Consider the following 18,088-nt stretch of genomic DNA (forward strand, 5'->3'; position numbering starts at 1 on the left):
CAGGAACTCTCAGTTCCGTTCGCCTGGAACGAAGTACGGGATAGAGTGATCGTATGTCTGTTCTTTACAACATCTTTGTAGTGATTCACCTACTCGGTATGGCTGCCCTGGTCGGTAGCTACTTCACCGTCCTCAAGGCTCCTTCGATCACCGAGGTCATGGTGTGGGGTGCCAGGATGCAGTTCGTGTCCGGCCTGATCATCGTCGGGTTGGGCGAAGGCGCCCTGGACAAGAACTACATTCACGCGAAAATCGCTGTGAAGCTGGTGCTTTCGCTGGTGATCGTGGCGCTGGCCGAGATCACCCGGGCGAAGCAGAAGAAGGGGCAACCCAATCCGAATCTGGTGCACGTCGTCGGCGGGTTGTCGATCGTAACCGTATTCGTGGCCGCGCTCTGGACCTGACACAGACACAAAAGAGCCCCGGCGATCGAAACTCGCCGGGGCTCTTTGCTGTTGACGCGTCTACAGGCCCGGACGCTTGCCGATCGTCAGGGTCACTTCACCGGTATGGGCGAAGAAGTCGTTGCCCTTGTCGTCGACGACGATGAACGCGGGGAAGTCCTCGACGTCGATCTTCCAGACGGCTTCCATACCCAGTTCGGCGTACTCGAGGATGTCGACCTTCTTGATGCAGTCGAGTGCGAGACGAGCCGCCGGTCCACCGATCGATCCGAGGTAGAAACCTCCGTGGGTGTTGCAGGCGTCGGTAACCTGCTTGGAACGGTTTCCCTTGGCCAGCATGATCATCGAGCCACCGGCGGCCTGGAACTGCTCGACGTACGAGTCCATACGGCCGGCCGTGGTCGGGCCGAACGAACCGGACGCCATACCGTCGGGCGTCTTGGCTGGGCCGGCGTAGTACACCGGGTGATCCTTGAGGTACTGCGGCATCTCTTCACCTGCGTCGAGACGCTCTTTGATCTTGGCGTGCGCGATGTCGCGTGCCACGACGAGCGGACCGGTGAGCGACAGACGAGTCTTCACCGGGTGCTTGGAAAGCTCGGCGAGGATCTCGGCCATCGGCTTGGTGAGGTCGATCTTGACCGCAGCACCCTTGCCGGTACCCGAAATGCCATCGGTCTCTTCGTCGAGCTGAGCGTCCGTGACCTCGGGCAGGAAACGGCCCGGGTTGAATTCGAGCTGTTCCAGGAACACGCCCTCCGGCGTGATTTTGGCCTTCGCCTGTCGATCGGCCGAGCACGACACCGCAATGGCGACGGGCAATGAAGCGCCGTGGCGGGGGAGTCGAACGACGCGGACGTCGTGGCAGAAGTACTTACCGCCGAACTGTGCGCCGATGCCGATCTTCTGCGTGAGCTCGAAGACCTTCTTCTCGAGTTCGTGATCGCGGAAGCCGCGGCCCGTAATGGCGCCTTCGGTGGGGAGCTCGTCGAGGTAGTGCGCGGACGCGTACTTGGCTGTCTTCATCGCGAACTCGGCCGACGTGCCGCCGACGACGATTGCAAGGTGGTACGGCGGGCAGGCAGCGGTACCGAGCGAGCGGATCTTTGCCTCGAGGAACTGCATCATCGAGTCGGGGTTCAGGATCGCTTTGGTTTCCTGGTACAGGTAGGACTTGTTGGCGCTGCCGCCGCCCTTGGCCATGAAGAGGAACTTGTACGAGTTCTCATGTCCGGCAGCAGTATCGGCGTACAGCTCGATCTGCGCGGGCAAGTTATTGCCAGTGTTCTTCTCGTCCCACATCGTGATGGGGGCGTTCTGCGAGTAGCGCAGGTTCAGACGCGTGTAGGCGTCGTAGACACCGCGGGCAATGGACTTCTCGTCGTCGCCGGGGGTGAGTACGTGCTGTCCACGCTTGCCCATGACGATGGCGGTTCCGGTGTCCTGGCACATCGGCAGAACGCCGGCAGCGGCGATATTGGCGTTCTTGAGCAGGTCGAGCGCGACGAACTTGTCGTTGTTCGACGCTTCGGGATCGTCGAGGATGCTCGCGAGCTGCGTCAGGTGATCCGTGCGCAGGTAATGAGAGATGTCGTGCAGCGCCGTTTCGGTCAGCAAGCGCATCGCTTCCGGCTCGACCTGCAGGAAGGTGCGGCCGTCCGGTCCCTCGACTGTCGACACCCCTTCGGTGGTGAGCAATCGGTACTCGGTGGTGTCATCACCGATCGGCAACAGGTCCTCATAGAGGAAGTCGGCCATCATCTCTCCTGAACAAGGGTGCGTGCGAAGGTCGCATTCAGGTTATCGTTGGGGGTTTCCTTCTCCGAATCGGGGCGGGTGTGAGCTGGAATTATCCGGATGCCACTGGCTCGATCAAGATACTTCGACCAGTTCGGAGAGCTCGACGCCGCGAAATTCGGCAAGTATTTCGGCCTGCTCGGCCACTGCTGCACGGGCCGATCGTGACCACGTTCCCCACGGGGTGATCGCGACCTTCAGCTTCTTTCCGGACGCCCGCGGTCGCCACAGTCCGGTGATCGTGCCGCCGACCACCACCGTGCCCGGTCGCCCGAGGGTCGGCCACACCGTCTTCTGGGCGGCCGGATCGGGCACCAGGGTCTCCCGATCCTTGAGCTGTACATACGGATCGAAAGGCCCGAGCAAGCGCGTACTCGAATCGGAGGGGGAGCCGAGCACGTCTTCGCGGTCTTGTTCGAGAATCCACCGCTTCTCGCCGTTCACCTCGATCTCCTCGGCATCGACGGGCCAGTGGGCTTTGACGTCCTTGACCGGGGCATCGAGAAACGACGCGACGTGAGCAGGAGTGGCGGGGCTGTAGAAGCGCAGATACCCGCGAATCACGTCGAAGCGGGGATCGGCGTCTGAACCTGAGGCTGTGTACGGGCGTCGGCGCCAACCCGGAATGCGTTCGAGCACTGGGGGAGATGTGCCCGGCTGTAGCTCGAGGCCTGCCTGAAGTGCCGCGAGCCGGAACGGCATCTCGTACAGATGAGTGGCGTTGCACGGGCGGCAGAATCTCAGAAAGGGCTCGGTGACCCGCGTGGTCAATTGCGCGGACATCTCGCCCTTGACGGTTGGTTTCGAGACGATGTCCCGCATCGCAGTAGCAACTGTTTGCAGGGCACTCAGCGTCGGGATGCCGGCGGCCTTCAGGGGCCGATTCGCGTCGTAAATGCGCTTGGCAGCATCAGCCTCGCTGAACGGCGACGTGGCGACGGCGATGGCAGGCAGGTCGCCCCGACGGTAATAGTGGGGAGCGCCGCGCAACGTCCAGGCGAGAGCGAGCTCAGTGACGTCGCCGCGGATGCCGCGGATCCGCAGGGCCCAGGCGGCTCCGTCAGGTCCGGTGTTCTGAATCCCGAGATCGAGAATGCAGCAATCGCTGTGATCGGCGTCACCGGCAGCCGCTCGGTCGAGTTGATGGCGGTGCCACCGGAAATTAGCCACCTGCGTGAGTGAGGTTGCGCTAGACATGATTTCAGTTTACTGGTGGGTAACCGCAGGATTTGGGACAGTTGATCAATGCGACGACAGAATTGGTGAAATTCGACCGATTGTCCGGAATTTTTTCAGTAGCAGACCTTATTAGTCGAAATAATGACCCCATTGTCGGAATCCTTTGCCAACTGGTCGTTCGTATGATTACTGTTACCCACGTCACGGATACATTACAGATGTGACGCAGCTGTCACAGTACTGTCGGGTGCTTTTCGGCAGCTGACCTCTGACCTCTCAAGGAGATTCACATGGGTTCAATGGAAGGAATTCTCGGCGCTGTTGTTCAGGGCCTGGGATCACTGTTCAGCGCTGACGGTCTGCTCAAGACCTTCATGGGATCGGTAGAGACCATCTCCAAAGACCCCACCCCCTAATTCAGCGCGACTTTGCCACGCCCGCTCCGGGTGTAGTTACTTCAATTTCGACAAACTGCAGGAGGAAACTCATGGGATCTCTCGGTGAAGCCATCGGAAGCGTCAACAACCTCGGTCAGCGTCTCGTCGACGCACTGACCACGCTCAGCGGCGGCACGGTTACGCCCAAGTAAGCGTCGTCTGACGAGAAAGGCTCACGCACTCGGTGCGTGAGCCTTTCCGTGTCGATCGGAACTAGGTCGACCGGATCGAGTTTTTCCGATCACGTCGGGTTTGCCTCTTTCAGCCGGTACCGTTCGAAAGGTTCCGCTGCCGAAGAGAGTGACCCGGATGATCGAGACTCGTGCTTTGCGAACGGTTTTCCGCGTCTTCGTGGCGTTGGCCACGGCAGTATGTGGGCTCCAGCTCCTCACGGCACCGGGTCACGCTCAGTCGGTGGACAGCAGGCTGGTCGACATCTCGGTGTACTCACCGTCGATGGGGCGCGACATTCCGTTGCAGGTCTTGCGGCCGGCTGATACCTCGACGCCCGCTCCGACGCTCTACCTACTCAATGGAGTGGACGGAGGAAAAGACGACGCGACGTGGTCGGTGCGGACCGATGCACCGAAGTTCTTCGCGGACAAGCACGTCAACGTGGTCACCCCTCTCGGTGGAGCATTCAGCTACTACACCGATTGGGAGCGGCCGGACCCCGGCCTCGCGAAATCCGGCAACAACAACGGGGTCAACATGTGGACCACGTTCCTGACGGAAGAACTACCGCCAGTCATTGATTCGACGTTCGGGACGACCGGCGAGAACGCACTTGCCGGCTTGTCGATGGCAGGCACGTCGGTACTGGATCTGGCTATGGCGGCGCCCGCGCTGTACAACAGTGTCGGGTCCTTCAGCGGGTGTGCGATGACGAGTCCAGGCATCGGTCAGGACTTCGTGAAACTCGTGGTCGCAGTGGGTGGTGGCAACGCTGAGAACATGTGGGGTCCGTACGATGGCCCGGGTTGGCCGGCTCACGATCCGGTTGTCAACGCGGACAAGCTACCTCGAATCCCGATGTACATCACTACCGCAACCGGGATTCCGGGTCCGTACGACACGCTTGCCGATCCACGGATCGACAACGACGTCACAGATTTGGCGTTGCAGCTTGTACTCGGTGGCGGAATCGAGGCGGCAACTCACTACTGCACCACCCAGCTTGCGGACAGGACGAACGCATTGGGTATGAACAACATTCGCTACAACTTCAAGCCGGCAGGAACGCATTCATGGGGATACTGGGAAGACGACTTACACGACTCGTGGCCGATGATCGCCGCGTCGCTCGGCGTGTGAGGCCCAATCGAGCAAGCCTTCGAAGCGTCGTTCTCGTCGGCGCGCTCGCCTTGATTTCACTACTTGCGTTGCCCTCGACCGCGCTCGCCGACGAGACCCCGAAGATAACGAGTGTCACCGAACTGTCCTCGCGCTTGGTTCTTCTCGACGTTGCGAGTCCCGCCATGGGGCGCACCATGCAGGTGAAAGTACTGCTTCCTGCCGATCGCTCGGAACCGCGCGGGACGCTGTATCTCCTGGACGGCAATTCCGGGCAGATCGAAGAGAACAACTGGCTGGCTCCGGCTAACGGCGATATCGTCCCGTTCTTTGCCGACAAAAACGTGAACGTCGTACTCCCCATCGGTGGAACCGGCACCATGTACACCGATTGGCAGGAAGACCACCCGAAATTCGGTCGTCTGAAATGGGAGACGTTCCTGACGAAAGAGCTTCCCTCACTGATCGACACGAGGTTCGCAACCAACGGGCACAACGCAATCGGCGGGATCTCGATGGGTGCAGAGGCCGCGCTGATCCTGGCCCAACGCTCGGCCGGGTTGTACGACGCGGTCGCGGGCTACAGCGGCTGCTACACAACCGTCGGAGGATTCGGCAAGGCGTTGACCGATCTTGTGGTCATCAACGGAAATGCCCGTTCGGAGCAGATGTGGGGTCCGGCCGGCAGTGAGGCTTGGCAAGAGCACGACATTTTCGCCAATGCCGACAAGCTGCGCGGCACCAAGGTGTATCTCGCCTCGGGATCGGGACTACCAGGCCCGCACGAAACTCTCGATACTCCTGCCCTGGGCCGGGTACTGGTCGTTGGCGGGGTCATGGAACTGGGATCGAACCTGTGCACCGACCAGATCGCGCAGGTGTTGCGCGATCGCGGAGTCGATGTCACCCGCAGCGCTCAACCGGTGGGGACGCACGGTTGGCCGTACTGGCGCGACGAACTCGTTCGCTCCTGGCCGATGCTCGACTCTGCGTTGTCGGCTTGAGTAATTCCTTGCGATGAGTTTCCGCTTCGGGCCGGGTCTATAACCCTGTACACCTGATTCGTAACCTCATCGACAAGGACAGAACATGCCTTCCATCACTCCCTGTTTGTGGTTCGACAACCAAGCAGAAGAAGCAGCGAACTTCTACATCTCGGTGTTCGGTTCCGGGCAGATCCTGGGAATCGAAAGATACGTCGAGGGATCGCCTTCCGGAATGCCGGCGGGATCGGTGATGACCGTCAGCTTCGAGCTCGGCGGTCAGCGATTCACCGGATTGAACGGCGGACCGATGTTCACGTTCTCGGAAGCAGTGTCGTTCGAGATTCCGTGCGTCGATCAGGCTGAGGTCGATCACTACTGGTCCAGGCTGACCGAAGGTGGGGAAGAGGGCCCGTGCGGATGGGCCAAGGACAAGTTCGGATTGTCCTGGCAGGTAGTCCCGAATCGTCTTCTCGAACTGATGAAGGATCCGGATCGGGCCAAGGCACAACGCGCCACGGACGCGATGATGAAGATGAAGAAGATCGACATCGCGGAGCTCGAACGGGCCGCAGACGCGTCCTGAACACGATCTGGCCGATGGGCGACAGCCTTCGTTAGCTGATGCTAGCCTTCCCTAATTCTCGCTGGAGCGTTGGAGGAGTGCTGGTAACCATGCGAATCAAAGTCTCTCGAATGAAGATTGCAGTCACCGCCTTGGCGGCCTCGCTCGCCGTCGCCGGGCTTGCCGGCTGCAGCAGCGACAGCGCTGACGCACCCGCGGAGGCGGGAGCAACCGTCTCGACCATGTTCGGCGACGTCGAGGTCCCGGCCAACCCGCAGCGCGTCGTCGCGCTCGGTTGGTCGGACGCCGAGACGGCACTTGCCCTCGGAACACAGCCGGTCGGTGTCGCGGACTGGATGGCGTTCGGTGGCAAGGGTGTCGGACCCTGGATTGCGGACGAGTTCACCACGGACCCGAAGATCCTCGGAACCATGGACCTGAGCATCGAGGACGTCATTGCTCTCGACCCGGACCTGATTTTGTGGACGAGAAGCGACAACACGCAGGCCACCTACGACAAGCTCAGCGCCATCGCGCCGACGGTCGGGCCGCCTCCGGGTCTGGCCACTGCGTACGGGACGACGGTCGAGCAGCAGACCGAACTCGTCGCGAAGGCTCTCGGCAAGGAAGCAGAAGGAAAGGCGCTACTGTCCGGCCTCGACGCCAAGTTCGATGCTGCAATTGCCGCCAATCCGAGCTTTGCGGGTAAGACAGCGGCCGTCGGCGCCTACAGTTCCGATGGTTACGGCGCGTACGTACCCGGCGACGCACGCGCAGACTTCATGACGCGCCTCGGCTTCACGATCCCGACGGCGATCACCGAAAAAGCCACCGGAAACTTCTACATCCCGGTCGCCAACGAGAACTTGAACTTGTTCGACGCGGATCTCACGGTTCTGTTTCCGATCTTCCTCGACAGCAGTGCGTTTGCGAACGATCCGCTGCTGCGCGCAATCCCGTCGGCCCAGGAGGGACATCTGTTGATTCTCGATGACCCGGCACTCGTCAATGCGTTCTCGAGTGGCTCGGTACCGGGGTTGACCTACGCAATCGACAACGCCGTTCCGAAGTTTGCGAGCACGCTCGGCGCCTGATCAGAGGTGTTTCGGGACCTGCCCGTCACTGTGAGCGTGTTCGCAAACAGTGGCGGGCAGTTCTCGTGCGTCAGTACACTGGAAAAAGTGAACTTTCAGCTAACGAGCGGCGGCCCAGTGGAGATCGCTCCAGTGGAGATCGAAGCGACCGCTCCTCGTTTTCCGCGGATGCATGCATACGTGGATATCGCTGTTGTGATCGTGGTGCTGGTGGGAACCAATCTGATCGCGCATTTCACCACCGCCTGGGCAAGCATCGCGACGGTACCCATCTCTGCTCTCGTCCTGTTGGCGCTCACCAAGCGCCGGGGAATGGGTTGGGCGGAATTGGGGCTGTCCCCTCGTGACCTGCGGCGAGGTTCGAAGTACGCGCTTGCTGCCGTCGGCCTGGTCCTGACCGTTGTCGCCGTCGGCGCTCTGCTTCCGCTCACACGTCCTTTCTTCATGGCGGATCGCTACGCCACTATTTCCGGCGCGATCATCGCGTCGATGATCGTGATCCCGCTGCAGACCGTCATTCCCGAAGAGTTGGCTTTCCGTGGCGTCCTGCACGGCACGTTGAACCGGGTCAGTGGATTCCGCGGCGTCGCCGCTGCCGGTTCTCTGATGTTCGGACTGTGGCACATCGCGTCGTCGATGGGTTTGACCAGCGGTAACGAAGGGCTGTCCGGCTTTCTCGGTACCGGAGTGGTCGGCCAGGTCGCCGGCATCCTCGGAGCCGTTCTCGCCACCGCTGCGGCCGGTCTCGTATTCACCTGGCTTCGTCATCGCAGCGGCAGCCTGATTGCGCCGATTGCTCTGCATTGGTCGTTGAATGGTGCAGGTGCACTGGCTGCTGCTCTTGTTTGGCATGCAACTCTTGCTTGATCCCAATATCTGACAAAAAGGACAGCATTCGCCGCGCGGCGCCGGGTAGTTTTGTGCTTTGCTCAGTAAGTGACGCACCTTCATCGAGGCCATGTTTTCCACATTTCAGGTCGTCCGACGGTTGAGGATGCGGCGCAGTCGCTCGTCTCGATCCCCGACGGCGTCTTGGCGATCGACGATGCCGGAACGATCGTCTACTGCGGAGAATTCGAATCGCTCCCCGGAGACCTCGCGGGCGGCGAAACTCACGATCATCGACCGGGTTTCCTGCTGCCCGGATTCGTCGATGCCCACATTCATTTCCCGCAGACCTACGCCGGCGATGCGTACGGCGGCGGCCAACTCCTCGAGTGGCTCGACCTGTGCGTCTTTCCCTCCGAATCGAGATTCGCTGATCCGGAGTTCGCCCAGCACGCTGCCGAGGCCTTCTGCGCTCGCCGAATCGCCACGGGAACCACGGCCGCGATGGTGTTCGGATCGGCCTTCCCGCACGCGCAGGACGCATTGTTCAGTGAAACTCTGAATCGCGGCCTTCGAGTGGTCAGCGGCCGCGGGATTCAGACCACCGGCCCGGCGTCCGCTGCCGCGCTGATCACCTCGGAAGAGGACGCGATCAGACTCACCCGCGAGGAGATCGACAAGTGGCACGCGGCCGACACCGGCGACGTGAACACCGCACTCATTCACGTTGCAGTGGTTCCCCGCTTCTCCCTCGCGGTGACAACACGGACGCTGAAAGACTTGGGGGAGTTGTACGACTCGGTCCGTGACCGAGGCGTCTACTTCCACAGCCATCTCAACGAGAATAATCGGCCGGGAACCGGCGAGGTGGCAACCACACTCGCCGAGTACGAGGTCGAGACCTATCTCGATACGTACGACGGCAAGTTCCTCCCCGGCTCACAGGTCGGCGGAAAGAGCTTTCTGGGTCCGCGCGCGATACTCGCGCACTCGGTGCACTGCCAGGACTCCGAACTCGCACGCATGGCCGAGACCGGAACCTCGATCGCACATTGCCCGACGTCCCAGCAGTTTCTCGGCTCAGGCACCATGCCGTGGAAGCGAACCGTTGCGTCAGGGGTCAACATCGCGATCGGATCGGACTTCGGCGGCGGCGACGAGTGCCTGCTCACCCGAGTCCTCGGCGACGCCTTCAAGGTTCATATCTCCGAAGCCGGCGACGACGGAGTGTCGATGCACCCCGCCGAACTGCTGTTCACCGGAACACTCGCCGGTGCTCGCGCGCTGGACATGGAGAACCGGATCGGTAACTTCGACGAGGGCAAAGAGGCCGACTTCCTGGTGATCGATCCCTCCGGGTGGCCGCCGCTCGCCGGGCTCGTCAACCACGGAACGCGTTCGGATGATCCGGTACTCGCCCGCGACCAGACGCTCTTCGGCCTCCTGATGGCGATGCGCGAGCCCGCGATTGCGCACGTATACGTGCAAGGGCGCCGGGTGTCGGGCTGACGTGTCGGCAACCGCCATCACCGGGTATCACCGAACGAGTTCGGGATTCCGGGCGTGGGTCGAGCGTGCGGCCGAGACCGCCGGTCGATTCGACGGCTACCTGAGCTGTGGCATCAGTGATCAACCGGAACCGGTGTCGCACGGCATGTCTGTCACATTCGACAGTGCCGACGATCTTCACCGTTGGCTGGAGTCGAGTGATCGCCGCGATCTCGAAAGAGCTGCTGCGGCAACGGGAATTCTGGCACAGACGAGTGATCTGGTCCTCGTCGACGGAGTTCTGCCGCCGCCCGGTATCGGCGTGTACGACCACGTCGTCGTCGTGGGTAAGGAGAACGAGTTTCTGCGAACGCAACGCCATCTCATCGATCTCAGTTCGCGATTTTCCGGCTACGAGTCGGTGATGTTGTTGCGGTCGGTCACCGACTCCACCCAGTGGAAGTCCGTCCTTCGGTTTCGGACCGAGCAGCAATTGGCGGAGTGGATGGCGTCGCCCGAAAGGGCCGCGGCACTGCCGAAACTGCGAGCCGAGTTGGCCGAGGACTTCACCGAGACCACGCGGTCGACACCGTTCGGCACGATTCTGCGCACGGAGAACGGGCAGACCCGTGCGACGCCGAATTGGAAAACGGCGATGATCATCCTGCTCGTTCTCTATCCGACAGTGATGACGCTGTCGCGATTTCTCGGTCCGCTGCTCGACGGGATCGGAGCGCCTCCATGGCTGTCGATGTGGTTGAGCCAGATAGTCAGCGTCGGCGCGATGACGTGGTTCCTGATGCCGACGGTCACCAGGTGGTTCCGCCACTGGCTCGACCCGGTCGACGGCGCCGTTCCCCGCACGAACTGGCGCGGTGTCGCAGCGGTAATTGCGGTGTACGTCGTGACTCTGACGCTCTTCGCCTCCGTGAAGTGGCTGCAGTTCTGGGACTACTTCGACTGAATCCGGCCTCGGCGGAAGTAGGTGAGCGGTCCGAAGAAGTTGACGAAGATGATCGCCGCCCACTTCTTCTTGCTGCCGTTGACCGTATCGGCAGGGCGTCGCGCCAGGTCGGTCCACGCGGCGATCGCCAACAGGGACTGAATCGTTGCGAGCAGGGCGGCGACGCGGCGCTGCGCGGGTGACAGCTCACTCCAGGATTTCTTTTTTGTGAGGTTCATGAACTCCACTGTGCCCTCGAACGTCCGATTGGTGTCGAGATAGGGCTGCTATCGGTGCCTGGAGTTCCGCAAATCGGTGTGAATAGCGTCACCATGATGACCGCTAGGTACGGTCCCGCGGTCAGTCGGGATGGTCGTTTTCGGCGTAAAGATCTCGCTAACTCGAACTGTGGCTGGATGTTTGCGCCCGGACTAAGCTCGCGTGGCCACATTGCCGCGGGGGATTTGGCCAATCTGCTGGTACGCGCTCTAGCGGGAGCAACGCCATCTCTGTTAAGTAAGGCTTGCCAATCTTGTGGTCCGCCTACAGGTTTGATGCTGCGAGATAGCTGTTATCGGGAACGATGTTCGGAATACGTCAATAAATCGTCCGTAGGTGACAGTTTGATCACTGCCGGTGGGCGTCACCTGTGTGTATGTCCGTGTCCCGAAGGGGTCGAAATGTAACGTCCCGGACACATTTGGTGTCGCGGAAGTAACGGAAGACCTCTACTCTTATCGCCAGCAGCCACTCACGTGGCGGCAATCCTCTGGACCGTATCTTCGACAGGAGCACATCGCATGAGCAGCGCAGAATTCTCGGATGCCTTCACCTTCCTCAACGACTTCTTCAGCAACGCGTCTGATCTCTTCAGCGCTCTGAGCTTCTTCACCTCGCTCAGCTGATAGCTTCCGGCCGCTAGGCCGACTCAGTGGCCCCCGAAGACGATGTCTTCGGGGGCCACTGTTGTCTGTCTGACTATCTGTCTAGCGTCCAATTTGGTGACAATGTGAGCATTGTTGGCCAAGTGCATGGCGGGGTTGATGTGACTGTGGTGGAATGCGAGCGAAAGAAGATAGCTTGCCTGCCCGCCACTTCCAGCGGGACACGCCGATGATCGGAGCTTTGTGCACGTCTCGCGAAGAAACCTCTTCAAGTACGCAGCGGCTGGATCGGCAGCTGCCGGACTCGCTGCATTGAGCGGTACGACGTCGGTGGCCAATGCCGGTTCGCTGGGGACCCTGCTCGATTACGCCGCCGGTGTGCCGTCCGCTCAGGCAATCAAGGCCGCCGGGTATGCAGGCGCCATTCGATATGTCTCGGATAGGCGCCCGGGAGCCGATTGGATGGTCGGCAAGCCCGTACTGGCGCGGGAAACCGACGCGTTGACGGCGGCCGGACTCCAAGTCGTTTCCTGCTATCAATTCGGCAAGGGCGGAACGGCGGACTGGCGCGGGGCTCGCGAGGCAGGCAAGCGTCATGCTTCCCGTGGCCTCGAACTACACGCTGCGGCTGGTGGGCCGTCCGGTCGGCCGATTTACGCGTCGATCGACGACAACCCGACCAGTACCGAAATCACTACACTGATCTCGCCGTACCTCGAGGGGTGGGCCTCGGTCGTCGGCAACGGAGCACTCGGTATCTACGGAAACACGCGCGTGATCGACGCAATGATCAGCGCCGGCGTCGGAACCTGGTTCTGGCAGCACAATTGGGGTTCGCCCGCAGGATATGTGCACCCGAGGGCAAACCTGCACCAGTTCGAGATCGACAAGCGCAAGGTCGACGGCGTCGGCGTGGATCTGAACTCGATCCTCACTCGCGACTACGGGCAGTGGTCGTTGGCCGGCTCGGTCGGGCCGGCCCAACCGGTTGGTTCCTCGTTACCGACAGGATCTATCGCACCATAGCGCCGAATTTGGCGAGCCAGGCCTTGGCGTCATCGGGGAGGGTGCCCGCCGCTTCGGCGGCGAGGCACCATGCTTTTGCCATCGACAGGAAGTTCATCGGGTTGTAGGCGTCTTCTTCGCGAGACCACAATCCGTTGCCGGCGTAATGCAGGATCGTGATGTTGGCGGCTCCGTGCTTGGATCCGTCGCCCGGATCCTCCATCGGGTTGTCGATCTCGCACACGATCCATCCGCGCTGCTCGTCGACGACGAACCAGTTGGCCGGGAATTCGGTCATGCGGTGCCCCGGGAACTCTGTCATCGTGCGAGTGACCCACTTGCGTACAGCTTCTCGGCCATTGAGGGTTCCGAAAGCGTGTTCCACGTAGACGACGTCCTCGGTGAACATGTCCGCGAAGGCGTTCCAATCGCCGGAACGAGTGCACTCGACAACGGTGTTCTGGTACCCCGCGAAGGCGTCTTCGAGTTCGGTACGCGTCCAGGTCATGAAGGGCTCCTCGGTTTGTCGTCGCTTCAGATTAGAACACGTTGCAGAATTGATTGTCGGTGATTCGATGCAGAAGAGTTCTGCGGTACCGTCGTTGACGGGTCGGGGACCCATTATGTGAGAGGGCACCACGTGGAGATCATCATCAATTTCATCTACACACTTTTGTCGAAGTTGCAGACTGGCAGCATCGAAGGCTCTTCGGAGAAGTGAGTCCTCTGCCGGGTTGATTCCCTTACGTGACTTTCTGTTTGGGAATCAATCCGGCGAACACCATCGTCACAGCGGCGGCGGCGATGGAAATCAGGAACGTGGCACGAAATGCCTCGAACGAGGGGATCACTGCGGTGCCGACGGTGATGGTCATTCCGGCCAGAACGACGCTCACGATCGCGGCAGACGTCGACGTGCCGATCGATCGCATCAAGGAGTTCAGTCCGTTCGCGGCTGCAGATTCCGTGATGGGGACTGCTCCCATGATCAGGGCGGGCATGGCCGAGTAAGAGAGCCCGACGCCCGCGCCGATGAACATTCCGGCCACGGCGACCTGCCAGACGCTCGACACCGTGAAATATGCAAAGGCATAACCCAATCCGATGACGAGGGCGCCAAGCATCAGCGTGATTCGTGGGCCACGCCACGCCGAAATGCGAGCGGAGACGGGTGAGAGTGCCATCATGACGAGTCCACCGGGGGCCAGTGCGAGTCCCGCTGCGACCATGGACAGTCCGAGTCCGTAGCCGGTGGACGTCGGTGCCATGAGGAGTTGGGGGAGCGTCAAGGAATTGCCGTACATGGCAAAACCGACGGCGATCGAGGCGAAGTTGGTGAAGAGAACCTGAGGCCGGGCCGATACGCGGAGGTCTACCAGCGGTGCGCTGCGTCGAAGCTCCCACCATCCCCAGACGAGGAAACTGAGAGCGGAAACTGCCAGGAGGCCCAGGGTTTTCGGGTCGCCCCATCCCCAGGTTCCGCCTTTGGTGATGGGGAGTAACAGAGTGATCAGACCAACGGTGAGGCCGAACGCTCCGACGAAGTCGAAGCGTCCCGGGCGTCGTACCGTCGATTCGGGAATCACGAACGCAACCAGTGCGATGCAGATCAGCCCGAACGCTGCCGAAGTGACGAAGAGGAAGTGCCAGTTGGCATTCTGAGCGATCACCGCAGCGATCGGCAGTCCGATCGCACCGCCGACGCCGAGGGTGGCGCTCATGACCGCCATAGCTCCGGCCACTTTCTTCGGTGGAAGAACATCACGAATGATTGCTATGCCCAATGGAATTGCCCCGACCGATGCTCCTTGAAGAGCGCGGCCGACAACGAGCACGATCAGTGAAGGTGCGATCGCACAGATCGCCGAGCCCAAAACGACCATCCCGAGACTGACGAGCAGCATTCGCTTCTTGCCGAACATGTCGCCGAGGCGCCCGCTGATCGGCGTGATCACCGCGGCGGCGAGGAGCGTTGCGGTGACCGCCCACGAGGTGTCTGCGGGAGTGGAGTTCAGCAGGTGAGGCAACTGCGGAATGATGGGGACTACCAGCGTCTGCATCAAGGCGACGACGATTCCGCACAGCCCGAGGACAGTGAGTACGGGACCAGAATGGGCGTAGTTCGTGGCCGTGGTTTTCTTGTCCGGGGATTTCTCGTCGACGCTCGACGAATCTGCGTGAACGGACATTCGGCTCCCGCCATGGCGTGTTCGGTTTCGGTGCGTTCGCCCCAGTGTGCACGCTACACATCGTGTGTATTCTGCACAATATGAGTGTGGATCGGGAACCCGAACTGGTGAATATCGAGTACGAGTTGACCCTGCTCTCGCGCTATCACGCGCTCGCTCAACGGGCGGAACTTCATCTGGACCGGTCCGCGTATCTACTGCTCGGACGACTGGAATTGCAACAACCGATGAGCCTCAAGGAGCTCTCCTGTGCCTTCTCGCTCGACATCTCGACCATCAACCGGCAGATCGGCGCGCTGAGGCGGCAGGGTCTGGTGGAGCGGGTGGAGGATCCGGACGGTGGGCTGGCGCGAAAGGTTCGGCCGACGGTGCAGGGTCTGTCGAAACTTCGTGCAGATCGCGAACATTCGACGGCCGGCGTCGAAAAGGTCTTGCGTGAGTGGACGCCGGAGCAGCGCCTCGCGCTCGGTGACCTACTGCGGCAATTCAATACCTCGGTCGAGTCCTTGGAAGGCCGCGAATGGCCGCGACCGAATCAGGTCTGAGAGTGCGAGACGGACCGCAGCGATCGATCCGGATCGCTCGAATCCGATTCCGGCGCAATGACAACAAGTTTCGGATGTTCCTCAGGTGCTGCGTGATTTCCACGCCAGGAGAGCAGTGACCAGCGTGAGAGGCCGGACAGTGCCGACCCGAGGCTGGCGAACGAGCCCGAACTCAGCACCGACGCCGTAGACCCGATGCTTCCGATGGAGAGGAAAGAGCCGACGCTACCGATCGACAGGATCGAGTACGCCGATCCGATCGAGAGAATGGACCCCTCGGATCGGATGGACAGTATCGATCGACTCGACTTGTGAGACCCTATCGACTGGTCGTCTGGGCTCGATGCCTTGTCTGGACGGCCATGCGTGATGTCCACTCGTAGATGTCCCATCTATCGGGTCTATCACGGTGATCGGAGATGCAAAAGGGACCCGCCGAAATTCGGCGGGTCCCTTTCACAAGACTTCGATCAAGCGACCGCGAACATACCCACGGTCGGGAGGAAGCTGCAGGTGATGCGATCTGCGCCTTCCGGCTGGGTGGTCAGCGAACCGCTGATCACCGAGAGGACGCGTCCCGGACCTGTATCGGCAATAGCCGACAAGGTGGCGGGACCATCCGGGTTGATGCGCGACGCGTTGGTCAGGTTCTGGGTGGCGCTGCGCTGGTTGTCGATGTTGACCCACGTCACGGTCATCGGCACCGGCTGGTCGTCGACGGCGGGAGCCGTTCCGAGGGCGGTGAAGACGAATCCAGCCTGACCGGCAGCGGGGCCGGGAGGAGGCAGGTGAGCCGGGCCCGGAACAGCAAGCGCGGTTCCGACCGAATCGGCGGTGGCCGAGATGCAGCCCTTGCCAAGCGTCGGGTAGAGGAACTGCGCGATGACGGGGGCGTTCTCGTTCGGGATTTCCGGTCCGCCGCCGCCGCTGCCGTCGAGGAAGGTGATGACCTTCTCGAGGGTGGCTTTGATCTCGGGCGGAATGCCGGGGGAGTTCAGGATCGCGCGAGCTTGGTCGAGCAACGCTTGCTGCGGGCCGCCGGCGACGTCAGCCGGACCTGCAGCGGCGCCGATGATGGCGGGCGCAAACGAGGCGAGGAACTCGATCGGCACACTTTCGGGTGCGGGCGGTGCTGCCGGATCGGCCATTGCCTGTGCCGGCAATGCCAGTCCTGCTACTGCGGCAATAGCGACGGCGGTGAACGCCTTTCGCATACCTCGGGTTCGAAGCACTGTTTCCCCATCCTTAGTCATACCGCGCGGGCGCCTAGGCGAGCTCCGCGTTTGACGGCTCGAGGGGTCACTCTATGTACAGAGCCCCCGGGTTGTACAGCTGTTCAGTTGCTGAGCAGCTACGCACCGGGGGGAGTCTATGGCATGACCGGCCTCGATCGTGATTTACGGCGACCATACCTGTGACTGAAGTGATCTATGTGAAAGTTGATGCAACTGTTACGTCAGATTGCGAGGTTTGTTTACTCGGAGATCAGTCGAAACGGACCGAATCGTCGACGAGTACGTCAATTCGACGGGCAAGGTCGAAGTCCAGTTCCGTGAGACCGCCCGCCGAGTGTGTCGAAAGCGTGTACGTGACCTTTCGCCAGCGAACGTCGATGTCGGGATGATGATCTGCGGCCTCGGCGACTGCCGCGATGCGTTGAAGAAGCGCGATCGCATCCGGGAAAGTCGCGGAATCGACGGTACGAGTGATCGAGCCTGGCGACAGCTGCCAGGCCGGCAGTTCGTCGAGAGCGCTTTGGATCGCGGAGTCGGACAACAAAGTGGCCATACTCCATCATGGTGCGATGAGTGATGTGCCTGCAAGGGATCGCGAAGTTGTCGCCGGTGCGATCTTCCGTGGGGGAAGGCTGCTCCTCGCGCAGCGGACGAGTCCGCCGGCGTTGGCCGGTCGCTGGGAACTGCCGGGCGGGAAGGTCGAGGAGTTCGAAACGCCGCAGGCTGCGTTGGCCCGCGAGTTGCGCGAGGAGCTTGCGGTAGAGGTTCGATGCGGAGCAAGAATCGGCGTCGATGTGCAACTGTCGGCCGGGTCGGTCCTGCGGGCGTACCGGGCGGAGTTGGTGTCCGGCGAACCGGTCGCGCTCGACCACGCTCAGTTGGCATGGGTCGATGCCGAAGAACTCTTGTCGATGGATCTGGTCGACAACGATCGAGCCTGGATCCCCGAACTGCTCGAGGAGTTGAGGGCGCTTACGCCGCGCGGGCCTTCTTGAGACCGGCTTTCAGTTCCTTCTTGGATGCGCCCTCGTTCTCGAGCTTCTTCATCCGCATGATGACGACGGGGCACTTGATGCACCGTGTCTTCTTCCGGCAGCACTTCTTTTTCGGCTTGAGCTTCGAGACCTTGCTTGCCTTGATTTTTCCCATGTGACGCTGCGGCTTTCCTGTTTCACTCCGGCGGAGAGCCCGCTCTTGGAACGAGGTTAGCGTACCCTTA

Annotated in this window: 21 protein-coding genes; 12 read left to right on the forward strand and 9 right to left on the reverse strand. The window is 61.3% G+C overall.

From position 1 onward, the window contains the following. Positions 1–53 precede the first annotated feature (53 nt). Complete coding sequence (locus tag B0E55_RS05605) at positions 54–404, forward strand: hypothetical protein (RefSeq protein ID WP_020908500.1); 351 nt, start codon at positions 54–56, stop codon at positions 402–404. A 60-nt stretch (positions 405–464) separates the two neighbouring features. Here the strand turns inward: B0E55_RS05605 and B0E55_RS05610 are convergent, their stop codons facing one another. Beyond that, positions 465–2,162, reverse strand: a complete 1,698-nt coding sequence (locus tag B0E55_RS05610) for a fumarate hydratase (protein WP_003945198.1) — start codon at positions 2,160–2,162, stop codon at positions 465–467. Between the two features lie 114 nt (positions 2,163–2,276). Next, complete coding sequence (locus B0E55_RS05615; protein WP_080909240.1) at positions 2,277–3,398, reverse strand: winged helix DNA-binding domain-containing protein; 1,122 nt, start codon at positions 3,396–3,398, stop codon at positions 2,277–2,279. A 272-nt stretch (positions 3,399–3,670) separates the two neighbouring features. Between B0E55_RS05615 and B0E55_RS32435 the strand changes: the two genes are divergently transcribed. From B0E55_RS32435 to B0E55_RS05650, 8 genes are all read left to right on the forward strand, one after another. Further along, on the forward strand, positions 3,671–3,796 hold the full coding sequence (locus tag B0E55_RS32435; RefSeq protein WP_019744544.1) for a hypothetical protein: 126 nt from the start codon (positions 3,671–3,673) through the stop codon (positions 3,794–3,796). A 330-nt stretch (positions 3,797–4,126) separates the two neighbouring features. Continuing rightward, positions 4,127–5,131 carry an alpha/beta hydrolase gene (locus B0E55_RS05620; RefSeq protein ID WP_020970238.1) on the forward strand — a complete coding sequence of 335 codons (1,005 nt, stop codon included), beginning with the start codon at positions 4,127–4,129 and terminating at the stop codon, positions 5,129–5,131. Further along, complete coding sequence (locus B0E55_RS05625; protein WP_241896014.1) at positions 5,128–6,114, forward strand: alpha/beta hydrolase; 987 nt, start codon at positions 5,128–5,130, stop codon at positions 6,112–6,114. The genes B0E55_RS05620 and B0E55_RS05625 overlap by 4 nt, the downstream gene beginning before the upstream one ends. Positions 6,115–6,199: 85 nt before the next feature. Continuing rightward, positions 6,200–6,679, forward strand: coding sequence for a VOC family protein (locus B0E55_RS05630; RefSeq protein WP_007726307.1), 480 nt, complete (start codon positions 6,200–6,202; stop codon positions 6,677–6,679). 110 nt (positions 6,680–6,789) lie between these two features. Then, entirely contained in the window at positions 6,790–7,752 is a 963-nt protein-coding gene (locus B0E55_RS05635) for an ABC transporter substrate-binding protein (RefSeq protein WP_223257893.1), read from the forward strand. Between the two features lie 168 nt (positions 7,753–7,920). Next, the gene (locus tag B0E55_RS05640) at positions 7,921–8,619 is read left to right on the forward strand and encodes a CPBP family intramembrane glutamic endopeptidase (protein WP_020908494.1); all 699 of its coding nucleotides are present in this window, start codon (positions 7,921–7,923) and stop codon (positions 8,617–8,619) included. Between the two features lie 69 nt (positions 8,620–8,688). Next, entirely contained in the window at positions 8,689–10,089 is a 1,401-nt protein-coding gene (locus B0E55_RS05645; RefSeq protein WP_080909242.1) for an amidohydrolase family protein, read from the forward strand. Between the two features lies 1 nt (position 10,090). After that, entirely contained in the window at positions 10,091–11,032 is a 942-nt protein-coding gene (locus tag B0E55_RS05650) for an antibiotic biosynthesis monooxygenase (RefSeq protein WP_020970233.1), read from the forward strand. Here B0E55_RS05650 and B0E55_RS05655 read toward each other — a convergent pair. Continuing rightward, on the reverse strand, positions 11,020–11,250 hold the full coding sequence (locus tag B0E55_RS05655) for a PLD nuclease N-terminal domain-containing protein (protein WP_029255832.1): 231 nt from the start codon (positions 11,248–11,250) through the stop codon (positions 11,020–11,022). The genes B0E55_RS05650 and B0E55_RS05655 overlap by 13 nt on opposite strands. A gap of 888 nt (positions 11,251–12,138) precedes the next feature. Here B0E55_RS05655 and B0E55_RS05660 point away from each other — a divergent pair. Further along, complete coding sequence (locus B0E55_RS05660; protein WP_069146332.1) at positions 12,139–12,921, forward strand: DUF1906 domain-containing protein; 783 nt, start codon at positions 12,139–12,141, stop codon at positions 12,919–12,921. On the opposite strand, the gene B0E55_RS05665 is transcribed toward B0E55_RS05660, so the two are convergent. Beyond that, positions 12,908–13,408 carry a nuclear transport factor 2 family protein gene (locus B0E55_RS05665; protein ID WP_007726289.1) on the reverse strand — a complete coding sequence of 167 codons (501 nt, stop codon included), beginning with the start codon at positions 13,406–13,408 and terminating at the stop codon, positions 12,908–12,910. The two genes, B0E55_RS05660 and B0E55_RS05665, sit on opposite strands and share 14 nt — an antisense overlap. Before the next feature lie 235 nt (positions 13,409–13,643). After that, the gene (locus B0E55_RS05670) at positions 13,644–15,089 is read right to left on the reverse strand and encodes an MFS transporter (RefSeq protein ID WP_080909243.1); all 1,446 of its coding nucleotides are present in this window, start codon (positions 15,087–15,089) and stop codon (positions 13,644–13,646) included. A gap of 80 nt (positions 15,090–15,169) precedes the next feature. Here B0E55_RS05670 and B0E55_RS05675 point away from each other — a divergent pair, with 80 nt between their 5' ends. Further along, positions 15,170–15,634: a MarR family winged helix-turn-helix transcriptional regulator gene (locus B0E55_RS05675; protein WP_029255829.1), complete on the forward strand. Its 465-nt coding sequence runs from the start codon at positions 15,170–15,172 to the stop codon at positions 15,632–15,634. Here the strand turns inward: B0E55_RS05675 and B0E55_RS05680 are convergent. The 3 genes from B0E55_RS05680 to B0E55_RS05690 all read right to left on the reverse strand — a co-directional run bounded on the left by B0E55_RS05680 (position 15,625) and on the right by B0E55_RS05690 (position 17,422). Next, positions 15,625–16,026, reverse strand: coding sequence for a hypothetical protein (locus B0E55_RS05680; RefSeq protein WP_241896015.1), 402 nt, complete (start codon positions 16,024–16,026; stop codon positions 15,625–15,627). The two genes, B0E55_RS05675 and B0E55_RS05680, sit on opposite strands and share 10 nt — an antisense overlap. Before the next feature lie 78 nt (positions 16,027–16,104). Beyond that, complete coding sequence (locus B0E55_RS05685) at positions 16,105–16,848, reverse strand: Rv1157c family protein (protein ID WP_029255827.1); 744 nt, start codon at positions 16,846–16,848, stop codon at positions 16,105–16,107. A 271-nt stretch (positions 16,849–17,119) separates the two neighbouring features. Beyond that, positions 17,120–17,422, reverse strand: coding sequence for a 4a-hydroxytetrahydrobiopterin dehydratase (locus B0E55_RS05690; protein WP_029255826.1), 303 nt, complete (start codon positions 17,420–17,422; stop codon positions 17,120–17,122). Between the two features lie 16 nt (positions 17,423–17,438). Here B0E55_RS05690 and B0E55_RS05695 point away from each other — a divergent pair, with 16 nt between their 5' ends. After that, positions 17,439–17,864 (forward strand): (deoxy)nucleoside triphosphate pyrophosphohydrolase, encoded by a 426-nt coding sequence (locus tag B0E55_RS05695; RefSeq protein ID WP_080909245.1) that lies wholly within the window; start codon positions 17,439–17,441, stop codon positions 17,862–17,864. On the opposite strand, the gene B0E55_RS31860 is transcribed toward B0E55_RS05695, so the two are convergent. Further along, positions 17,842–18,018, reverse strand: a complete 177-nt coding sequence (locus B0E55_RS31860; protein ID WP_019744526.1) for a hypothetical protein — start codon at positions 18,016–18,018, stop codon at positions 17,842–17,844. The genes B0E55_RS05695 and B0E55_RS31860 overlap by 23 nt on opposite strands. Positions 18,019–18,088 lie beyond the last annotated feature (70 nt).

Origin of the sequence: Rhodococcus sp. 66b (genome assembly GCF_002076325.1) — a bacterium.
In the GTDB taxonomy this organism is placed as follows: domain Bacteria; phylum Actinomycetota; class Actinomycetes; order Mycobacteriales; family Mycobacteriaceae; genus Rhodococcus_F; species Rhodococcus_F erythropolis.

What these genes read in the sequence shown, in the direction of transcription:
- B0E55_RS05605 (WP_020908500.1), top strand. Translation starts at nt 54, where the DNA reads ATGTCTGTTCTTTACAACATCTTTGTAGTGATTCACCTACTCGGTATG.
- B0E55_RS05610 (WP_003945198.1), bottom strand. Translation starts at nt 2,162, where the DNA reads ATGGCCGACTTCCTCTATGAGGACCTGTTGCCGATCGGTGATGACACC.
- B0E55_RS05615 (WP_080909240.1), bottom strand. Translation starts at nt 3,398, where the DNA reads ATGTCTAGCGCAACCTCACTCACGCAGGTGGCTAATTTCCGGTGGCAC.
- B0E55_RS32435 (WP_019744544.1), top strand. Translation starts at nt 3,671, where the DNA reads ATGGGTTCAATGGAAGGAATTCTCGGCGCTGTTGTTCAGGGCCTGGGA.
- B0E55_RS05620 (WP_020970238.1), top strand. Translation starts at nt 4,127, where the DNA reads ATGATCGAGACTCGTGCTTTGCGAACGGTTTTCCGCGTCTTCGTGGCG.
- B0E55_RS05630 (WP_007726307.1), top strand. Translation starts at nt 6,200, where the DNA reads ATGCCTTCCATCACTCCCTGTTTGTGGTTCGACAACCAAGCAGAAGAA.
- B0E55_RS05635 (WP_223257893.1), top strand. Translation starts at nt 6,790, where the DNA reads ATGAAGATTGCAGTCACCGCCTTGGCGGCCTCGCTCGCCGTCGCCGGG.
- B0E55_RS05640 (WP_020908494.1), top strand. Translation starts at nt 7,921, where the DNA reads ATGCATGCATACGTGGATATCGCTGTTGTGATCGTGGTGCTGGTGGGA.
- B0E55_RS05655 (WP_029255832.1), bottom strand. Translation starts at nt 11,250, where the DNA reads ATGAACCTCACAAAAAAGAAATCCTGGAGTGAGCTGTCACCCGCGCAG.
- B0E55_RS05665 (WP_007726289.1), bottom strand. Translation starts at nt 13,408, where the DNA reads ATGACCTGGACGCGTACCGAACTCGAAGACGCCTTCGCGGGGTACCAG.
- B0E55_RS05670 (WP_080909243.1), bottom strand. Translation starts at nt 15,089, where the DNA reads ATGTCCGTTCACGCAGATTCGTCGAGCGTCGACGAGAAATCCCCGGAC.
- B0E55_RS05675 (WP_029255829.1), top strand. Translation starts at nt 15,170, where the DNA reads ATGAGTGTGGATCGGGAACCCGAACTGGTGAATATCGAGTACGAGTTG.
- B0E55_RS05680 (WP_241896015.1), bottom strand. Translation starts at nt 16,026, where the DNA reads ATGGGACATCTACGAGTGGACATCACGCATGGCCGTCCAGACAAGGCA.
- B0E55_RS05685 (WP_029255827.1), bottom strand. Translation starts at nt 16,848, where the DNA reads ATGCGAAAGGCGTTCACCGCCGTCGCTATTGCCGCAGTAGCAGGACTG.
- B0E55_RS05690 (WP_029255826.1), bottom strand. Translation starts at nt 17,422, where the DNA reads ATGGCCACTTTGTTGTCCGACTCCGCGATCCAAAGCGCTCTCGACGAA.
- B0E55_RS05695 (WP_080909245.1), top strand. Translation starts at nt 17,439, where the DNA reads ATGAGTGATGTGCCTGCAAGGGATCGCGAAGTTGTCGCCGGTGCGATC.
- B0E55_RS31860 (WP_019744526.1), bottom strand. Translation starts at nt 18,018, where the DNA reads ATGGGAAAAATCAAGGCAAGCAAGGTCTCGAAGCTCAAGCCGAAAAAG.